The sequence below is a fragment of the Psychrobacter urativorans genome, assembly GCF_001298525.1.
In the GTDB taxonomy this organism is placed as follows: Bacteria; Pseudomonadota; Gammaproteobacteria; order Pseudomonadales; family Moraxellaceae; genus Psychrobacter; species Psychrobacter urativorans_A.
In genome coordinates this window covers 1866032-1883748 of the sequence record NZ_CP012678.1, presented here as the reverse complement: position 1 = coordinate 1883748, position 17717 = coordinate 1866032, and the positions used below count along the sequence as shown (strand labels likewise).

Annotated in this window: 12 protein-coding genes; 8 read left to right on the top strand and 4 right to left on the bottom strand. The window is 42.5% G+C overall.

Annotated elements, in window-relative coordinates; all coding sequences use genetic code 11:
- The first annotated feature begins 2 nt into the window (after positions 1-2).
- Complete coding sequence (locus AOC03_RS08090; protein WP_062534941.1) at positions 3-1304, top strand: glutamate-5-semialdehyde dehydrogenase; 1302 nt, start codon at positions 3-5, stop codon at positions 1302-1304.
- Positions 1305-1796: 492 nt separating this feature from the next.
- Positions 1797-3068 (top strand): sodium/glutamate symporter, encoded by a 1272-nt coding sequence (gene gltS, locus AOC03_RS08085; protein ID WP_062534939.1) that lies wholly within the window; start codon positions 1797-1799, stop codon positions 3066-3068.
- Between the two features lie 104 nt (positions 3069-3172).
- Here gltS and glyA read toward each other — a convergent pair whose 3' ends face one another.
- From glyA to AOC03_RS08070, 3 genes are all read right to left on the bottom strand, one after another.
- A complete protein-coding gene (gene glyA, locus AOC03_RS08080; RefSeq protein ID WP_062534937.1) occupies positions 3173-4429 on the bottom strand; it encodes a serine hydroxymethyltransferase in 1257 nt (418 codons plus the stop codon).
- Between the two features lie 390 nt (positions 4430-4819).
- Positions 4820-5329, bottom strand: coding sequence for a chorismate--pyruvate lyase family protein (locus AOC03_RS08075; protein ID WP_062534935.1), 510 nt, complete (start codon positions 5327-5329; stop codon positions 4820-4822).
- Between the two features lie 50 nt (positions 5330-5379).
- On the bottom strand, positions 5380-6729 hold the full coding sequence (locus tag AOC03_RS08070; protein WP_062534932.1) for a GNAT family N-acetyltransferase: 1350 nt from the start codon (positions 6727-6729) through the stop codon (positions 5380-5382).
- 146 nt (positions 6730-6875) lie between these two features.
- On the opposite strand from AOC03_RS08070, the gene AOC03_RS08065 reads away from it, so the two are divergent.
- The 6 genes from AOC03_RS08065 to AOC03_RS08040 all read left to right on the top strand — a co-directional run bounded on the left by AOC03_RS08065 (position 6876) and on the right by AOC03_RS08040 (position 15320).
- The gene (locus tag AOC03_RS08065; protein WP_062534930.1) at positions 6876-7658 is read left to right on the top strand and encodes a hypothetical protein; all 783 of its coding nucleotides are present in this window, start codon (positions 6876-6878) and stop codon (positions 7656-7658) included.
- A 470-nt stretch (positions 7659-8128) separates the two neighbouring features.
- Positions 8129-10345 carry an NADP-dependent isocitrate dehydrogenase gene (locus tag AOC03_RS08060; RefSeq protein ID WP_062534928.1) on the top strand — a complete coding sequence of 739 codons (2217 nt, stop codon included), beginning with the start codon at positions 8129-8131 and terminating at the stop codon, positions 10343-10345.
- A 443-nt stretch (positions 10346-10788) separates the two neighbouring features.
- Positions 10789-13008, top strand: coding sequence for an NADP-dependent isocitrate dehydrogenase (locus AOC03_RS08055; RefSeq protein WP_062534926.1), 2220 nt, complete (start codon positions 10789-10791; stop codon positions 13006-13008).
- Between the two features lie 229 nt (positions 13009-13237).
- Positions 13238-13861, top strand: a complete 624-nt coding sequence (locus tag AOC03_RS08050; protein ID WP_062534924.1) for a pseudouridine synthase — start codon at positions 13238-13240, stop codon at positions 13859-13861.
- A 246-nt stretch (positions 13862-14107) separates the two neighbouring features.
- The gene (locus tag AOC03_RS08045) at positions 14108-14896 is read left to right on the top strand and encodes a DUF305 domain-containing protein (RefSeq protein ID WP_062534922.1); all 789 of its coding nucleotides are present in this window, start codon (positions 14108-14110) and stop codon (positions 14894-14896) included.
- Positions 14897-14954: 58 nt separating this feature from the next.
- The gene (locus tag AOC03_RS08040) at positions 14955-15320 is read left to right on the top strand and encodes a glutathione S-transferase N-terminal domain-containing protein (protein WP_062534920.1); all 366 of its coding nucleotides are present in this window, start codon (positions 14955-14957) and stop codon (positions 15318-15320) included.
- Between the two features lie 152 nt (positions 15321-15472).
- On the opposite strand, the gene AOC03_RS08035 is transcribed toward AOC03_RS08040, so the two are convergent.
- On the bottom strand, positions 15473-17434 hold the full coding sequence (locus AOC03_RS08035) for a M61 family metallopeptidase (RefSeq protein ID WP_062534918.1): 1962 nt from the start codon (positions 17432-17434) through the stop codon (positions 15473-15475).
- Positions 17435-17717: the final 283 nt, after the last annotated feature.

The window sequence follows — 17717 nt, the reverse complement described above, 5'->3', positions numbered from 1 at the left end:
TAATGAGTCAATCGACCACATCAGATATCAAAACCTATATGAACACCGTTGGCAAACAAGCGCGCGTCTCCTCGCGAGCCCTTGCTGCTGCCAATACGAGTATCAAAAATGCTGCGCTAATGGCAATTTATGATGAATTGGTCAAGTCCAAACAAGACATTTTGTCGGCGAATAAAATTGATATGGATAATGGCACGAAAAATAATCTTGATGCCGCCTTACTTGACCGCTTAGAGCTAAATAATGCACGCTTTGATGGAATGTTGCAGGGCTTAAAAGACGTATCAACCTTGCCCGACCCTATTGGCGAAGTGACGGATATGACCTATCAGCCGTCAGGAATACATTTGGGTAAAATGCGCGTACCACTTGGTGTTGTCGGCATGATTTATGAGTCGCGTCCGAATGTCACATTAGAGGCAGCATCATTAGCACTCAAATCAGGCAATGCGATTATTTTGCGTGGTGGCTCTGAAGCGTTTGAATCCAATCAAGCGATTGCCAAGTGTATTCATCAAGGTCTTAAAAACGCAAAACTGCCTGAGCATAGCGTGCAAGTATTGCAAACCACTGATCGCGCGGCGGTTGGCGAGCTGATTACGATGACTGACTATGTCGACGTGATTGTGCCACGTGGTGGTAAAGGCTTGATTGAGCGTATTAGCCGGGATGCCAAAGTACCAGTGATTAAGCATTTAGATGGTAATTGTCATACCTTTATTGACCGTGACGCTGAGGCAAAAATTGCGATTGATGTTAGCGTCAATGCCAAAACCCATCGCTATGGTACGTGTAATACCATGGAGACGTTATTGGTCGATGAAGCCATTGCTGAGACGTTATTACCACAAATTGCCGAAGCCATTGTTGCAGCCGATGAGGCCATGCAGCTGCGTCTTGATGAGAAGTCGCAAGCCATTTTAAATAATAATACCAAACTTAGTGGGCATTTATCAGCGGCTACCGATGCCGATTGGGATACCGAATATTTAGCGCCCATTTTAGCCATTAAAATTGTCAGCGGTTTGGACGAAGCCATTGAGCACATTAATACCCACGGCAGTCATCATACCGATGTCATTATCACGGATAATTACAGCAAGTCACAGCGCTTTATCCGTGAAGTCGATTCGGCAAGCGTCATGATTAACGCCTCTAGCCGCTTTGCTGATGGTTTTGAGTACGGACTTGGCGCGGAGATTGGTATCTCAACCGATAAAATCCATGCGCGTGGTCCAGTTGGACTACAAGGCTTAACCTCACAAAAGTGGATTGTCTATGGTCATGGCGAAACTAGAACGTAATAATCATTCAAAATTGTGTTAATTTGATATAAAATGTATCTCTTATAATAAACGTCAGCATCAGTGCTGGCGTTTTTTTAGTTTTAAATTGGGCGTCATGATTGGCGGGCAGGTTATTTTTGATATTCAATCATGCGTCTATCTCATCTGATTTTACTGATGAGTTTTACAATATTTATTTCCTAAACTACTTTTTATATACATAAAATATAGTTTGAGAATGTTTAACTGATAGTAATATAACCTATTTACAACGCTATTTAACTGATATGCAGCATTTAAGTTACAGCTTTGTACCTAATTTTAGCCTGTTAGCTGAAAATGCTTATAAAAATTTGAGTCAGTCGCTGTGATGAATGGTGGTATCAAATGCTGGTAAGTTGTTTATTGCAGTGACTTATGTTTTAAACCTAATGCTTCAAACCTAAATTCGAGATACTGCCAGACTTATCCCGAATTCAGGTTCATTTATATTTATAAAAGGACACACTCATGGAAGTTACTTTAAATGGATATTACACGCTCATTTTAGCGACGTTGGTATTACTACTTGGGCGCTTCTTGGTCAAGAAAATTAAGTTCTTAGAGGACTTTAATATTCCAGAGCCTGTCGCAGGCGGTCTGGTTGCTGCCGCGATTGTATATGCTCTTAACTTAGTATGGGGTTATAGTTTTACCTTCAATCAAGCATTACAGACGGCGACCATGCTGATGTTTTTTGCCTCAATTGGTCTGAGTGCCGACTTTGGGCGTCTTAAAGCGGGTGGCTCACCGTTACTCATTTTTACCATTGTCGTATCCGTTTTTATTATCTTGCAGGATGTGGTTGGGGTAGCCATGGCAAGCGTACTTGGGCTTGATCCGCTGCTCGGTTTGGTAACAGGTTCTATCGCCTTAACCGGTGGACACGGTACGGCTGGGGCATGGGGTATTGTATTAGAAGAACAATACGGCGTGGTTGGTGCCACGACCCTTGGTATTGCTGCTGCGACTTATGGTTTGGTTGCAGGTGGTCTAGTTGGTGGTCCTGTTGCGCGCCGATTGATCAACAAAATGGGGCTTAAACCAGCTCCAGTCAATGCAAATCAAAGTGACGTTGAAAAGCTTGCCGGTAAGCAGTCATTATATAGCACCAAACATAACGAAGATGGTGATAATAGACATGAAGAGATGTTTGAGAAGCCGGATAATATTCGTCTGATTACCGCCTCTTCTACCATTGAAAGTTTGGCGTTATTTGCAGGTGCTTTGGCGTTTGCCGACTTGATGACCATCGTTGCACAGGGCACGGCATTTGAGTTGCCTACCTTCGTTTGGGCATTAGCAGGTGGCGTGATTATTCGTAATGCACTGACTATGGTCTTTAACTTTGATATGTTTGACCGCGCGATTGATGTGATTGGTAACGCCTCGTTAAGCCTGTTTCTAGCCATGGCGCTGTTGTCGCTAAAGCTATGGGAATTGACAGATTTAGCCGGTCCAGTTTTAATTATTTTACTGGTGCAAACTGCGGTTATGATTGCTTATGCTTACTTCATCACCTTTAGAATCATGGGCAAAGATTATGATGCGGCGGTATTAGCAGCCGGACACTGTGGTTTTGGTATGGGCGCAACGCCAACTGCGATTGCTAATATGCAGGCGGTTACCGATCGCTATTTGCCATCACCTAAGGCGTTTTTAATTGTACCGATGGTTGGTGCTTTCTTTGTTGATATCGTTAACGCGACGGTATTGCAGATATTTACGAAATTGCCGTTTTAACCTGTTAAATTAATGTCCGAAGAATAAAAAAACCGCCTAGCATAAGCTAAGCGGTTTTTTTAATATCACTCTTAATAAGAGCGCTTAAAAACAGTAATTAAAGCTTATTGATTTTTAGCATAAACTGGAAGCTCTTTACAGATAGCTTCTACTTTGCCACGGACTTCAGCAGTCACGGCTTCATCGCCACGGCTGTCTAACACGTCACAAATCCAACCTGCCAACTCACCTGCTTGCGCTTCATTGAAGCCGCGAGTGGTAATGGCTGGTGTACCGATACGGATACCAGAGGTCACGAATGGAGATTTTGGATCGTTTGGTACGGCATTTTTATTGACCGTAATGTGCGCATCACCCAACCATTTATCCGCTTCTTTACCCGTCATTTCTTGCTTAACTAGGCTGATCAGCATGAGATGATTTTCAGTGCCGCCAGAGATGATTTCATAGCCACGGTCGATGATTACTTTCGCCATTGCTTGCGCGTTTTTAACCACTTGTTGCTGATAGGTTTTGAAATTGTCTTCTAATGCTTCTTTGAATGATACCGCTTTGGCAGCGATAACATGCATTAATGGACCGCCCTGATTACCTGGGAAAACGGCTGAATTTAGCTTTTTCGCTAGCTTCTCATCACGAGCTAGAATCATACCTGAACGTGGACCGCGTAAGGTTTTGTGCGTAGTGGTAGTAACCACGTCAGCAAATGGTACTGGGCTTGGGTAAACACCTGCGGCAACCAGACCAGCAACGTGAGCCATATCAACCAATAGATAAGCGCCAACTTCGTCCGCGATATCGCGGAAACGCTGCCAATCGACCACTTGTGAATACGCTGAGAAACCAGCAATAATCATTTTAGGTTTATGTTCACGAGCGAGGGCGTCAACTTGGTCATAATCAATCAGACCAGAGCCTTCGATTAAACCGTACTGCACCGCATGGTAGTTGATGCCTGAAAAGTTAATGTGTGCGCCGTGAGTCAAGTGACCACCCGCATCAAGGCTCATACCAAGAATAGTGTCATTAGCTTTTAAAAGTGCTAAGAATACTGCTGAGTTGGCTTGGCTACCAGAATGTGGTTGGACGTTCACATATTCTGCACCAAACAATTCTTTTGCACGATCAATCGCCAATTGCTCAACCACGTCAACGTGCTCACAACCACCGTAATAACGCTTGCCGGGATAACCTTCAGCGTATTTATTGGTTAAATCGGTACCTTGTGCTTCCATCACCGCTTGTGAGCAGTAGTTTTCTGAAGCAATCAGCTCAATGTGATTTTCTTGGCGAACACTTTCAGCTGCTAATGCTTCAGCAAGTACTGGGTCAAATTCCTTAATCGAGATATCTTGAAACATATTTATACCCTATATAATTTCTTTTATGAAAAGGAAGCTACTAAAAGATAGAAGCTCGGAATCCGCTTATCATGCTTAGCAATAGTGTTGATGCGCTTGGGCACCTTTAATATCGCCGTAACTCAGTGTAGCATGAAACTTTAGCTTCTGAGCGCGAAAAAACCTCATCCTAGCGTGATTAAAGGACATGTGTCTATTGTATTAATAATCGTATAAATATAAGTGTCTAACTGGCAGTAACCTATAAATATAAAGCATGATTCATCATAAGCGATTTATTTAATATATTGCCTGCATACCTTGATAATAAAGGCATATAGAGATAAAAAGCTGACTAATTGGTCAGCTTTTTTAGTTTATAGATGATGTTTTAAATTGAAACATTTAAATTTAAAACTTTAGTATTTGTTGGCAAAAATGCGGTAAAAAAGTCTCACTTATGAGCAAGGTACGCCCATACCAATCGTAGCGCGTTTGCCGACGCCAACCCTCATTTGTATACTCAATAAAACGCTGATTAGGCAAGGTTCGGCAACGCTTAAATAATACATAGCCAATCGGTGTGCCTTTGAGCTGTTGCAACCGTCGCGCCTGCCCTTGCAAGCTGATTAGAGGAAAGATACTTTGTGCCGTCACCCATGGCAATTCGTCGTTACCATATAATTGTGCCTCACGCACCCATGCGAGCAGTGGTCGATTTAGCACCGCACCTTGTAATCCAAGCTGCTGCTTTTGTCGAAGCGATAACAAGCGATAACCTTCAAAACTTCGAACCACCCGTAAAGGCTGCCCTGCTTTTGCCTCTAGCATCGCGGTCAATGAACCATTGGTATCGAGCCATGGCAGTAATGCTGGCGGTGGCGATATTTTTGTTGACGTATTAAAGCGATTAGGGCGCATAGTTAATGACTGATTATCAAGTTAAATAAGTAAAACACTAAATACTGGAATTAAAGACTGCTATCAAAATCAGGCATATTGTCATTATTAAATGGCAACGCCTCATGTGCCTGCTGACGATACTGCGCCATATGAGCACGGTCTTGCTTACAAAAGTCGCTAATCGTTGGGACAAAACGCGGATCATAAATACGATGTAAGGAATGGGTCGTCGTCGGAATAAAACCGCGAATCAGCTTATGCTCACCTTGGGTGCCGGGATCAAAATTCGACAATCCTTGCTCAATAGCAAATTCAATCCCTTGATAATAACACAGCTCAAAATGTAGACTGTCATACTCACCCAGTGCGCCCCAATAGCGCCCATATAACGTGCGCTTGTGCGTATTTTTTGTATCACATGTATCATGAGCAACATCATATAAAAATAAGCTACTGGCGATAATCTCGCCTTCGCTGTCATAAGCTTGCGCCAGCATAATATGCTCTGGCATGGTCTGTGCCAATGCCATAAAAAAATCAGTGGTTAAATAAGGTTGCTGCCCACGGACGGCATAAGTCATCACATAACAATGATAAAAGATTTTCCAATCGTCAGCGCTGATAGCATCCCCGCATTTTCGTACACAAGAAATCCCTTGTTCCGATACTTTACGGCGTTCAGCGCGAATATTTTTGCGCTTTTTGGCGGTCAGTGTCATTAAGAAGTCATCAAAACTGGTAAAAGGCTGTGCATTATTGACGAGATCTTTATTTTGCCATAAGAACTGACAGCCTTGACGCTCAAGGATAGGAATCGTTGCAGATAAAGTGGCGCTCGCTGACTGTGAATACAGCGTTTCTATGGCACTATCTATTTCAATATCTGTTGATGCAGCAAGCGTTGCAAGTTCAGAATTTACAAACAAGCCATGCCAACTTGACGCGCCAACTTGCTGTGCAAGATCATCAACCCCCGCCATTGCCATTTTTATAATATCAGCGCTGAGACTCTCGCCTTGTGCCAACCATAACCGCTCACCTGTAATCGGTGTATAAGGCACACTGGTCACCAAACGTGGATAATAATCAATTCCATAACGCGCATACGCTTCTGCCCATGCATGGTCAAAGACAAACTCACCGCGATGGTGACCTTTTACAAATACCGGCATTACCGCTACCGGTTCAGTTATATCTGTAGTTGGTAAACTCTCATCGGTTAAACTTGCAGCGTTATTGATATCTTTATCACGATATACCAATATAAAAATAGGCAACCAACCCGCATCCTCACCAATCGCGCCCGTATCAATCAGCGCCTGCCAAAAGGCAAACGACATAAATGGCGTATCAGGTGTCTGCCACTGGGTTTGCTGCTGCCAACTCATATCGCCCACGAGCGCGTACTGTAAACTCATAATGCTCACTACTTATTTTTAGATGAATCTAGCGTAGCAAATTTTTACGCTTATGCTGTCACAATTTGCAAAAATACTGTGGATATTTAAGCTGAAAATAGGCAAATTGGAGTTAATGATATCGCTGTCATACTTAGGAGACCAATATGTCTACTTTACTGACTACGCCATTTAAGACCACGGTCAAGACCACTCTAAAACACATAGTCGCAGCAACCTTAATGAGCAGTTGTTTGTGCATACTAAGCGCCTGTGATGCTCAAAAAATCACCAGCGCATCAACGGTAGGTAGTAATAATATCGCGCAGACTACTCCTGAAATTATCAATAGAAACAGCATGCAAGCTGAAACTTCTGACGCACCTTTTAATACACAGACGCTTAGTCCTTCGGGTTATAAAGGTCTGCACTTTGGACAAACCATCACGCCTGAAGTTCTTAGCCGTTTAGGATTGATTAAAGGCGAGCATGGCTATGATGAATGCTACTATCTCGAAGACCCTACTAAAGCCAGCGTGAAGAGAGACGACACTGACTTTGAACCAATATACTATCAGGTGATTGATGGAAAATTAGCACTCATTGGACTTAATGCGCCTGATATTAATTTTTATACGGGCATCCGTAGCGGTGATAAAGTCGATAAAATTATCAGCGCTCATCCGAATAACTTACGTTATAGCATGGATAAATACGATGAAACAGGTGATTACTACCATTTTATTTATGATATTCCTGCTAAAGCAAATACCTTGTCTTTACAGATTAAATACACCATGCGGGGCGGTAAAAAAATTGCAAACGCCAATAGCATGACGCAGCCAGTTGATAAATGGTCAGCAGCGCAACGAGCACAGCTACAAGGGCAGGTTGAAACCATTGAGCTGGGTATTCCAGACGCTATAATGTTGGTTGAAGGTTGCTCATAACCCTTTTGACTAGGTTCAGCAGCAGTGCTTGCACAGAAAAGATGAAATTTATGCGGATGACTGGTAGAATAACGCTATTAATAGTTTAATATAATCCAGATACATGGGATACGAGTCAAAACAGTATCCTGAGTTCATTATGCGAGATTGACATCGCATCGGATTTATAGTGAGTTCGCTATAATATAGCCCTCGATAATTCACTTTCAGACAAGTCAAATAATCTCTTTCAGACAAGTCAAATAATCTAGCTACCGTGCCTTTTTAACTTAACGACAGTTAACGAAAGACCATTCAGCGAAAGCAGCTAAGCAAACTCAAAACTCTCTAAGAGTCTGTATTTTCCAAGAGCCTACATATAATGTACTCGTTCTAAGCACATAGTCCATGATTGCATAGGGGCTGTATAGAACGATTCATGATATGTAAGCGTTATTATTCACAACCACCCAAAGGAATGCACTACTACAATGACAAAAATTATTTATACAAAAACTGACGAAGCCCCAGCGCTAGCGACCCTGTCTTTCTTGCCTATCGTGCAAGCCTTTACAAAAACAGCAGGAATTGAAATTGAAACCGCTGATATCTCTTTAGCGGGTCGAATTATTGCTTTATTTTCAGAGTTTTTACCAGAAGAACAACGTATTCCTAGCGCCTTTGTGGCGTTAAGTGAATTGGTAAAACAACCTGGTGCCAATATTATTAAATTGCCCAACATCAGCGCCTCTATCCCGCAGTTAAAAGCGGCGATTAAAGAGCTACAAGATAAAGGCTATGATTTACCTGATTACCCAGATCATCCAGAAACAGATAAAGAAAAAGACGCGCGCGAGCGCTATGACAAAATTAAAGGCAGCGCCATTAACCCAGTATTGCGCGAAGGTAACTCTGATCGCCGTGCACCAAAAGCGGTAAAAGCGTTTGCAAGAAACCACCCACATTCAATGGGCGCATGGAGTGCCGATTCTAAGTCGCACGTAGCCACTATGCAACATGGCGATTTTGCCGATACCGAACAATCAGTAACTCTTGATAAAGCGACTGACTACCGTATCGAATTTACCGCTGAAGATGGTACAGTGACTGAGCTAAAAGCACCTGCACCATTACTAGCTGGTGAATTAATTGATGCGGCAATCTTAAGCCATACCGCATTAGTAGAGTTTTTAGAAGAGCAAGTTGAAGACGCTAAAGCAGAAGATGTGTTGTTCTCATTGCATCTAAAAGCCACCATGATGAAAGTTTCTGACCCGATTATCTTTGGTGAAGCGGTCAAAATCTTCTTTAAAGAATTGTTTGCTAAACATGGCGATACGTTCAAAGAACTTGACGTTAACGTCAATAATGGTTTTAGCAACTTATTGGCTAAAATCCAAGAATTGCCTGAAGCAAAACGCAAAGAAATCGAAGCTGACATTCAGACCATTTATAAAAACAACCCTGATCTTGCGATGGTAGATTCAGCCAAAGGCATTACTAACCTACACGTACCAAGTGACGTCATCGTTGATGCATCTATGCCAGCTATGATTCGTAGCTCAGGTAAAATGTGGGGCGCGGACAATGAGTTGCATGACACTAAAGCCGTTATCCCTGATAGCAGCTATGCGTGTATCTATGATGAAACCATCAAATTCTCTAAAGAACATGGCGCATTTGATCCAACTACCATGGGTTCAGTACCAAACGTCGGTTTGATGGCGCAAAAAGCAGAAGAATACGGCTCGCACGACAAAACCTTCCTAATTCCTTCTGCTGGTAAAGTACAAGTGCTTGATAGCGAAGGCAATGTATTGACCGAGCATCAAGTAGAAGCGGAAGACATCTGGCGCATGAACCAGGTGAAAGATGCACCGATTCAAGATTGGGTAAAATTAGCCGTGACACGTGCCCGTGCCAGCGGTATTCCAACGGTATTTTGGTTAAACCACAAACGTCCACACCATGCAGAACTGATCAAAAAAGTTGAAAAATACCTTAAAGATTATGACACCACTGGTTTAGACATTCGCATCATGCCAGTACGTGAAGCGACTCGTTTCACTCTAGAGCGTCTAAAAGAAGGCAAAGATACCATCTCTGTCACTGGTAACGTCTTGCGCGATTACCTAACTGACTTGTTCCCAATCTTAGAGTTAGGCACCAGTGCTAAAATGCTATCTATCGTACCATTGATGAATGGCGGCGGCTTGTTTGAAACAGGTGCAGGCGGTTCAGCTCCTAAGCATGTACAGCAGTTAGTTGAAGAAAACCATTTACGTTGGGATTCACTCGGTGAGTTCTTAGCGTTGGCGGTATCTTTAGAGCACTTGGCAGTCAAAAATGACAATGCTAAAGCACAAATTTTAGCCGATACGCTAGATAAAGCGACTGAAAAACTGTTGTTAAACAACAAATCACCATCACGTAAAACCGGTGAATTGGACAACCGTGGCAGTCATTTCTATCTGGCTATGTACTGGGCTCAAGAGCTTGCTGCACAGACTGAAGATAAAGAATTGGCAGCACAGTTTGCACCACTTGCTGAAAAACTTGCCAGCAACGAAGACGCTATTGTTAAAGAATTAAATGACGTTCAAGGTCAGCCGGCTAATATCGATGGCTACTACTTCTTTGATGAAGCTTTAGCAACTAAAGTCATGCGTCCAAGTCAGTTATTGAATGACACGATTGACTCTTTATAATTGAAATAACGTTATAACCTAAATAGCTTTATACTTTAAAGCTGTTTAAGTTTATATAACTTAAGCTTATACAACACAGCACCCCAACCGTCTTAGATGGTTGGGGTGCTTCTTATTGCCAAGATTTATGATTAAAATAAATAATCATTAACCGTGCCTAGTATTTGAAATACATGATATTAACTTAAACAACACTGTTGGTATGGAAAAGATGAAATTTATGCCGATGACTGGTAGAATAAGGCGTTTGATACGCTTAATATCATTCAGATATACAAGCCTATAGACGTACATATACAGATACATACGACAAAAGCGACAAAAAATTAGCGTTAAGTTATTTGATGTAACCGCACAGTTTATTATTGCATAAGGGTATTGAGAACTATTCATTTAGATTTCAGCCTTATTATTAACGATAACTAAAGGAATGTCATACCACCATGTCAAAAATTATTTATACCAAAACTGACGAAGCACCAGCGTTAGCCACGCTATCATTCTTGCCTATTGTTAAAGCATTTACCCATACCGCAGGCATTGCTGTTGAAACCAGTGATATCTCTGTTGCCGCGCGTGTATTGGCTGAATTCCCTGATTACCTAACCGAAGAACAACGCGTTCCTGATAATCTAGCGGAGCTTGGTAAACTGACCCAAGACCCTGATACCAATATTATTAAACTACCTAACGTGAGTGCCTCTATTCCTCAATTAAAAGCCTGTATTAAAGAATTACAAGGTAAAGGCTTTGCGATTCCTGACTTTCCAGATGATCCAAAAACGGATGAAGAAAAATCAATTCGTCAGCGATATGGTAAAAGTTTAGGCAGTTCTGTGAATCCGGTACTACGTGAGGGTAACTCAGACCGCCGCGCACCGAAAGCGGTTAAAAACTTTGCCCGTCAACATCCACATTCTATGGGTGAATGGAAACAATGGTCGCAGACGCATGTATCGCACATGCACAGTGGCGACTTTTATGCCGGTGAGCAGTCACTTACTTTAGACAAAGCGCGTACCATACGTATGGAACGCTTGGCTGACGATGGCACTATCAAAGTCTTAAAACCAGAAATTGCGTTGCTTGATAAAGAAATCATCGACTTGATGTTTATGAGCAAACAAGCGCTGTGTGAATTTTATGAGCGTGAAATGGAAGATTGTCGTGAAGCCGGCATTTTATTTTCCTTACACGTAAAAGCCACCATGATGAAGGTGTCGCACCCTATCGTATTTGGGCATGCGGTTAAAATCTACTATAAAGATGCCTTCAAAAAACATGGTGCATTATTTGACGAATTAGGCGTTAACGTCAATAACGGCATGGCAAGTTTGTATGAAAAAATTGCCGAGCTACCTGCCAGTAAACGTGAAGAAATCGAACGTGACTTGCATGCGTGTCAAGAGCATCGCCCACGTCTGGCGATGGTTGATTCTGCAAAAGGTATCACCAATTTCCATTCACCCAGTGACGTGATTGTCGATGCGTCTATGCCTGCTATGATTCGCGCGGGTGGTAAAATGTGGGGTGCTGATGGCAAAATGTATGACTGTAAAGCGGTCATGCCTGAGTCTACCTTTGCTCGTATCTACCAAGAAATGATTAATTTCTGCAAATGGCATGGTAATTTTGACCCAACTACGATGGGCACTGTACCTAACGTGGGCTTAATGGCGCAACAAGCCGAAGAATATGGCTCACACGATAAAACGTTTGAAGCCAGCGATGCAGGTATCGCACGTATTGTTGATGTTGATACTGGTGAAGTATTGCTTGAGCAGCGTGTTGAAAAAGGCGATATTTGGCGGATGTGTCAAGTCAAAGACGAGCCGATTCAAGATTGGGTGAAACTTGCCGTACGCCGTGCACGCGAGTCTGATACACCTGTCGTATTTTGGTTAGACTCTTACCGTCCACACGAAAATGAGCTGATCAAAAAGGTAAGAACGTACTTAAAAGACTATAATACCGAAGGTCTACACATCGAAATCATGTCACAAGTTCGCGCGATGCGTTATACCTTAGAGCGCGTCGCTCGCGGTCTTGACACCATCTCTGTGACCGGTAATATCCTCAGAGACTATCTCACCGACTTGTTCCCAATCCTAGAATTAGGCACCAGTGCAAAAATGTTGTCAGTTGTGCCACTTATGAAAGGCGGTGGATTGTTTGAAACCGGTGCCGGTGGCTCAGCGCCTAAGCACGTGCAACAGTTGTTAGAAGAAAACCATTTACGTTGGGATTCACTGGGTGAGTTTTTAGCCTTGACGGTATCTTTAGAGCATTTGGCAACCAACGACCACAATGCCAAAGCGCAAATCTTGGCGGATACGCTAGATAAAGCGACCGAAAAACTGCTATTAAATAACAAAGGTCCATCACGTAAAACGGGCGAATTAGACAATCGTGGCAGTCATTTCTATCTTGCCATGTACTGGGCGCAAGAGCTTGCGGCACAAAATAAAGATACTGAGCTACAAGCACAGTTTGCACCACTTGCCGAAAAACTAACCAGCAATGAAAATGCTATTGTTAAAGAATTGAATGACGTTCAAGGTCATCCTGTCGATATCAAAGGCTACTACCTTGCTGATGAGAAACTTGCTGAGCAAGCAATGCGTCCAAGTAAGTTATTCAATGAGGCGTTAGCGTCATTATAATTGTAATTGCACTTAAATAGCTTTGCACCTTAAGGCTTTTTAAGCTTATATCTTTAAGATAATGCAAAAAACACCTCAACAGTTTAATACTATTGGGGTGTTTTTTTGTCTTGGAAACTATCATAATTTTGCGTAGATAACCGCTATAATGGTCACCACTCGCTATTCTGCCAATGTTTGATAGTTTCAGTTCATTGCAGTTCATTTATGTTTTAGGAATATCCATTTTATGTCGACCTCTAGCCTGATTCTTTTTAACAAGCCTTATGGGGTACAAAGCCAATTTCGCGATGATGGTGGCAATGCACATACCACCCTTGCCCCTTATTTTACCGATAAGTCACTACGCGTTGCGGGTCGATTGGATGCTACTTCTGAAGGGCTATTAATTCTTACCAATGATGGGCGGGTGAATAAAGCCATCACGCAGCCACCCCGTGCGACTAATTTTGAAAATAACGCCAAGCAAGGTAAAACCTATCTAGTGCAAGTTGAAGGCATCATCACAGCGGCACAATTAGCAGAACTTACCAATGGTGTGACGCTAAAAGATGGCAAAACCTTACCCGCCATCGCAAAAATAGTCGAGGAAGCGGATTTACCAATTACCTTATGGCAACGAAATCCGCCTATCCGTGAACGCAAAAATGTTCCAACTTCGTGGCTGATGTTAACGATTTACGAAGGTAAAAACCGCCAAGTACGCCGGATGACGGCGCATGTGGGATTGCCTTGTTTGCGCCTCATTCGCTGGTCGGTAGCTGGGTTTGAGCTTGGCGAATTAGGCGTTGGTGAGTTTGTACGCATTCATTTAAATGCGGAGCGCTGTGAGCAATTAGGGATTTATAATTAGACGGTTTTGGTTAGCAGTTATTTAGAGCTTGTCTGTTTAAAGTCTTAGGTATTTAAGGCTTAGATACTCTATGATTAACATGTTTCATTATTACGCCAAGCACGCTCAGTACAGTTACAAGCTGTAGTAGACTGGGTTTTGAATGAGGGCGTTTTATCTGTTAAGATTCAATACCTTATTATATATGTACTAGATTTTTCTAGCGCGTCATCTCATCATCTAGCCCATTTAAGTGAAGGATATCACATGACCATTTCTACCTATCGTTTTGCGTTTTTAGCGTCCAGTATATCTGTAGCGCTTGCACTGACTGGCTGTCAACCTGCTAATGAGAATACTGAAGCAACCCCTACGGAAGACGTTGCGCCAGCGGTTGAAGATGCACACGTAGAACACGCTGAAGCCGTTACAGAGATGGACGCGCATGCGGGTCATGATATGACAGCTGCAGCGCCAATGTCTGATATGTTAAAGGACTACACCAAGTCGATGACTGCTATGCATGATGAAATGATGGTAGGTATGGCATATAACGACCCAGATACCGCCTTTGCTAAAAGCATGCTCGGACACCATCGCGGCGCGGTTGATATGGCAAAAATTGAGCTAAAATATGGCACTGATGAAGTCATGAAAAAGTTAGCGCAAGACGTTATCGACGCGCAGCAGCTTGAAATTGATGTGATGAATAAATGGCTTGCCAGCCACCCTGACGCGGTCAAGCCTAAGCCCGAAACCGCAGACATGCAAATGGCATACGCTAATGGTATGGACGCCATGCATGGCGAGATGATGGCAGGTATCGCTGACCCTGTAGCGGATATGGCGTTTGCTCGCGGTATGTTAGCGCATCATGTGGGCGCGGTGGATATGGCAAAAGTTGAGCTGAAATATGGCAAAAATGAGGAAATGCGTAAATTAGCACAACAGATTATCGATGCGCAGCAGCCTGAGATTGAGTTGATGCAAAATTGGATTGCTAAAAACGCAGCTGATGCAAAAGAGACTGACAAACTATCTGATAGTACTCAGTAAATACAAAACACCATAATTTAAGATGTCATCATTCAAAATGCCATCCATAGAGGTCTATATGTTAGTTAGTTTAATAAGAGAAGGTTTAGGACGCATCATTGCTGCTATGAGTGTATTAACTCAAGGTAAGGCAATGGTACGCACTGAGGAACAGCAAGCCGACGTCAATGCAGCATGTAAAAATTTATCACTCTATCAATTTCAATCTTGTCCTTTTTGCGTCAAAGTACGTCGTCGTATGCATCAATTAAATTCACCTATTGAGCTTCGAGATGCAAAAAACAACCCGCAGTTTCGCAGTGAGCTTGCTGAGAAAGGTGGGCGTATCAAAGTACCTTGTTTGCGTATTGAAGAAAACGGTGACGTGCAGTGGATGTATGAATCCAATGATATTATTGCTTATTTAGAACAACGCTTTGGCTAATATTGATGATAAATGAAGGGCATGAATGAGCTCAATTGATACGGAGTCCACTCATGCCCTTCTCACTATTGCTTAGGATTTTTAGAAAAGTAATTTTTTAAAATTTCCAATACCTAACAAGCTTCGCTCGAGTGAGTAACCACATAACCCAATCATTTATGTATCACATCAAGCCACGCTTCCCATGCCTGTGCAGACCCTCGGTGATTTGATTCACTTGTCGCCACACTATCCATCCTTGCTAAACGCAAATTTATTTGATGAGGATAGGACAGGGTTAGACTTGATTTTTCGTTATCCGCATTGGGCGCAACGGTAACACGCAGCAGCTCATCACGGCGGAACAGATGACAGTCAATATCATGCTGTGCCGTTTTCAAAGACGCTAATTGTTTGCTATCTGCTTTGATACCGTCCATAGCAACAATCACATCATTTGCAGATATTCCCGCTTTCGCGGCAATGCTGTCACGCTGTACGCGATTGACTTTGAGTCCAGCTGGTGTTTCACTACAGCGCATACCCCACGGGACGTGTTTATCCGCCGTGTCTTTGATATCAGCATGGATTTTAATACCATTGGCGGTCAGCAATTTTTCTAACGGCAGCTCCTCCACCCCATTGACATAACGACGCTCAAATTCTTCCCAATCTGCTACTGGCATAAACTGCCCAATGACCGTGCCCATATCGGCGCTACTAATACCAATTCGGCAGTTATCATTGGCTTTCGCTTGTTCATAAAACGCCTTAACCACGTCAAATAAACGATAGCGACCGGCACTTTTTTCCATTAAAGTTAAATCCAAGCACAACGCCACCAATGCACCTTTATTATAATAACTAATCCCTGCATTACCGGTATTTTCATCATTACGATAGAGTTTAATCCACGCATCGAAACTTGATTCAGCAACGCTTTGATGGGCTCGTCCGTGAGTTTGATAATAACGGCTGATTTGGTCGGCAAGTAAGGTCAGATAACTGGCTTTATCAATCACTCCAGACGCTTGCAACATAAAATCATCAATATAAGATGTGAAGCCTTCAAATACCCAAAGTAGTGGCGTAAAAGCTTCTTTACGCAAATCAACATCTAACATTACATCGGGGCGTACCGTTTTGACCCACCACGCATGAAAATATTCATGACTACATAGCCCTAAAAATCTCTGATAACTGGCGCTTGGCAATTGCGGCTCATCAATACTGGGCAAGTCACGGCGCGGGGTAATCAGACTGGTCGAATTAATATGCTCTAAGCCGCCATAATCGTTGCCGCTCGCATAAGTCATAAAGGTATAGTCACTAAATGGCGCATCTCCCAACCAGTTCAGATACGTCTGGCAAATCTTCGTCACATCTTGCTGTAGCCGTCCCATATTTGTACTGTGCTTGCCTGATATAAAAAAGCGATGGCTGAGCGTTTGATGCTTATTATCTTGAATAATAAAATCAAACCTATCTTGAATCGCAATCTCAAACGGATGGTCAATTAGCTGCTCATAACTGTGCGCATACAGTCCATAGACATGCCCAGCACTGTATTCACTGACGCTACGTAAATGAGTAGCTTCTAGCCCACATGCCAACACCACATTGTCTGCATTTTTATCCGCTAAAAATGCTGCTGGTACGAGTAAACTCACACGTATCGGTAAATGCTCCTGTCCTTCCACTGCTAATGCCAGTGAAGTAAAGTTTCCATACAAGCGCTGCTGATCGACATAAGCCGTGCGTACCGATAAATCATAACAATACACTTCATAATTGACGGTTACTGCCTGCCCTGTTTTTACTTCTGGTAATTGCCACGTATGCTTATCAATTTTTTGGGCACGGTAGGATTTGCTATCCTTATTATCACCATCCTTGTCATTGTTATCGGTAATTTGATAGTGCACCGCTGTAATATGACGCGCAAATTCACGCATCAAATAACTGCCCGGAATCCATGCCGGTAACCACAGCTGCGGTGTATCACTATCAGCCGTAAAAGTCAGTGTGACGTCTATCAGATGCTCATAAAAGCGCTCGAAGTTAAGACAATAATGAATGTCAGTAGAGTGCGCGTTCGTAGATAAGTGTGCAGAATGCTTAATTATTTGAGTCATAGTCATCTCTTATCGTTATGTTTATCATCATGGTAAAAGCCCCCACCCTAAAACGCAACCAGCACTAAGTATCGGCATCGCTCTATAATGACCTTTATTTAGCAAAGTTTTATCTATATTGATATTAATTATGATTTTTTATAACTTTTACCTTGAAAGTTATTAATACCATCGCAATTAAAGGTGCTAACTGCTAAAGTTACTCTAATAAACTGATGATAATTGACTGATAATAGGGCTTTTGGGCTTGATCATTGGCTTTTTTAGGTTTATTGCAACCGCA

What these genes read in the sequence shown, in the direction of transcription:
- AOC03_RS08090 (WP_062534941.1), top strand. Translation starts at nt 3, where the DNA reads ATGAGTCAATCGACCACATCAGATATCAAAACCTATATGAACACCGTT.
- gltS (WP_062534939.1), top strand. Translation starts at nt 1,797, where the DNA reads ATGGAAGTTACTTTAAATGGATATTACACGCTCATTTTAGCGACGTTG.
- glyA (WP_062534937.1), bottom strand. Translation starts at nt 4,429, where the DNA reads ATGTTTCAAGATATCTCGATTAAGGAATTTGACCCAGTACTTGCTGAA.
- AOC03_RS08075 (WP_062534935.1), bottom strand. Translation starts at nt 5,329, where the DNA reads ATGCGCCCTAATCGCTTTAATACGTCAACAAAAATATCGCCACCGCCA.
- AOC03_RS08070 (WP_062534932.1), bottom strand. Translation starts at nt 6,729, where the DNA reads ATGAGTTTACAGTACGCGCTCGTGGGCGATATGAGTTGGCAGCAGCAA.
- AOC03_RS08065 (WP_062534930.1), top strand. Translation starts at nt 6,876, where the DNA reads ATGTCTACTTTACTGACTACGCCATTTAAGACCACGGTCAAGACCACT.
- AOC03_RS08060 (WP_062534928.1), top strand. Translation starts at nt 8,129, where the DNA reads ATGACAAAAATTATTTATACAAAAACTGACGAAGCCCCAGCGCTAGCG.
- AOC03_RS08055 (WP_062534926.1), top strand. Translation starts at nt 10,789, where the DNA reads ATGTCAAAAATTATTTATACCAAAACTGACGAAGCACCAGCGTTAGCC.
- AOC03_RS08050 (WP_062534924.1), top strand. Translation starts at nt 13,238, where the DNA reads ATGTCGACCTCTAGCCTGATTCTTTTTAACAAGCCTTATGGGGTACAA.
- AOC03_RS08045 (WP_062534922.1), top strand. Translation starts at nt 14,108, where the DNA reads ATGACCATTTCTACCTATCGTTTTGCGTTTTTAGCGTCCAGTATATCT.
- AOC03_RS08040 (WP_062534920.1), top strand. Translation starts at nt 14,955, where the DNA reads ATGTTAGTTAGTTTAATAAGAGAAGGTTTAGGACGCATCATTGCTGCT.
- AOC03_RS08035 (WP_062534918.1), bottom strand. Translation starts at nt 17,434, where the DNA reads ATGACTCAAATAATTAAGCATTCTGCACACTTATCTACGAACGCGCAC.